At 34.3% G+C, this 1,893-nt stretch carries 3 protein-coding genes; all 3 read right to left on the reverse strand.

Going from position 1 to position 1,893, the window contains the following annotated elements:
- On the reverse strand, nt 1-547 hold a 547-nt coding region (locus tag K4G57_RS08905), incomplete at its 3' end, for a glycosyltransferase family 2 protein (RefSeq protein WP_221532821.1).
- Nucleotides 537-668: a hypothetical protein gene (locus K4G57_RS09280; RefSeq protein WP_283249686.1), complete on the reverse strand. Its 132-nt coding sequence runs from the start codon at nt 666-668 to the stop codon at nt 537-539. The genes K4G57_RS08905 and K4G57_RS09280, both read right to left, overlap by 11 nt.
- The gene (gene glf / locus K4G57_RS08910) at nt 665-1,771 is read right to left on the reverse strand and encodes a UDP-galactopyranose mutase (RefSeq protein ID WP_221532822.1); all 1,107 of its coding nucleotides are present in this window, start codon (nt 1,769-1,771) and stop codon (nt 665-667) included. Before glf ends, K4G57_RS09280 begins: the two co-directional genes overlap by 4 nt.
- Nucleotides 1,772-1,893 lie beyond the last annotated feature (122 nt).

A 1,893-nucleotide genomic window follows, 5' to 3' on the forward strand; every position in this document is an offset into this window, starting at 1 on the left:
TTTCGTTAAATAAAATATTAAATTCGCGCAAAAAATCAAGCTTGTAAATTCCACTTTGATTCATACACCAAGTTTGTGTAAGCACTTTTGCTCCCTGTTTTTCATAAGAGATAATGCTTCCATAAAAACTCTCCTCATAGGCTGTTGGGCTAAGCGTGAATTCTCTTTGTTCTTTGTCTTCAAAGCTTAAAATATCCCCTTTTAAAACTTCAACCCCTTTTTCTTTAGCCAAAGCATACAGCCTCTCATACATATTAGCCTTGATATAATCATCACTCTCTACGATTCCTAAATACTCTCCCTTTGCAGCTTTTATTCCTAGATTCATTTGGTAGCCATAGGATTTTTTATCAGATACAATAACTTTTAGTCTTGTATCTTTTTTCTCTAGCCCTTGTAAGTATTCTAAAGTCCCATCACTAGAGTTTGCATCTACGCATAAAATCTCAATGTCTTGCAAAGTTTGGTTAAGCACACTTTGGAGGCATTCTTGTATGTAAGACATGGAGTTTAAAGAAGGGATAACAATAGAGACTTTAGGATACATTTGCCACCTCAAAGCTACTAGTATTTTTGTTTTTTACAAACGCACACTGCTCTTTTGCAAAACTCTTAAGAGATTCCACATTTAAGATTACTTGATTTTGCTGCAATAAAAGCATTCTCACACAAGCTCCCTCTTAACTAGCTCTAAAGCTGCCTTAATCACATCTTGCATATCGTAGTAGCGATACTCTCCAAGCCTTCCACCAAAAATTAAGTTTTTTTCCTCTTTTGCTAGGTCTTGGTATTTTGCATAAAGTGCTTGATTTTTTGTATCGTTGATAGGATAATAAGGCTCTTTGGTCTTATCCCAATTTTGTGGGTATTCTTTAGAAATAATCGTGTTTTTTTGTGTGCCAAACTCAAAATGCTTATGCTCAATAATCCTAGTATAAGGAGTTTCTGCATCGGTAAAATTCACCACAGCAACCCCTTGATAATTTGCACATTCTAAAAGCTCTTCTTCAAACTGCAAAGAGCGGTATTCTAAAGTCCCTAGCACATAGTCAAAATATGCATCAATCGTGCCTGTAAAAAGAATCTTTTTAGCCTTTTTACTCAATTCTTTTTTGTTTGTTAAAAAATCTGTGTTTAAAAGCACTTCACAATTTTTTAAGAGTTTTTCAAAAATAGGAGTGTAACCACCCTTTGGGATTCCTTGATAAGGGTCATTAAAGTAATTATTATCATAGATAAACCTTACAGGAATTCTTTTTATGATAGAAGCAGGCAAGTCTTTACAATCTCTGCCCCATTGCTTTTTTGTATAGCCTTTAATGAATTTTTCATACACATCAACACCCACAAGTGCTATGGCGTGTTCTTCTAAGTTTCTAGGCGCACCCTTTAGAGAATCTAGGGCTGCTTTTTTTTGGGATTGTATGATTTCTTGTGCTTCTTTTGGAGTAGAGATTCCCCAAAGCTTAGAGAAAGTGTTCATATTAAAAGGAAGGTTATAAATTTCGCCTTTGAAATTTGCTATGGGAGAATTAATAAAATGGTTAAATGTGCAAAATTCTTGCATATAATCCCAAATCTGCTTAGAATCTGTGCGAAAAATATGCGCTCCGTAAGCGTGGATATTGATATTTTCTTTCAGTTTTGTATAGCAATTTCCACCAATATGATTGCGTCTTTCTATAACAAGGCATTTTTTACCTCTTTTGTTTGCTTCATAGGCAAAGATACTGCCAAATAAACCACTCCCAACAATACAATAATCAAACACTCTAATCCTTCTCTTTATGCAGGCTTATTAAAACCTTTGTTCATTTTTATTTACTATTGAAAATTGCACTTTTCAAATTTTTTAAGCGGTTGTTGCAGGGTTATTCAAGGGGGGTGTTATGT

The sequence above is a fragment of the Helicobacter turcicus genome, from assembly GCF_019711685.1.
GTDB classification, from domain to species: domain Bacteria; phylum Campylobacterota; class Campylobacteria; order Campylobacterales; family Helicobacteraceae; genus Helicobacter_D; species Helicobacter_D turcicus.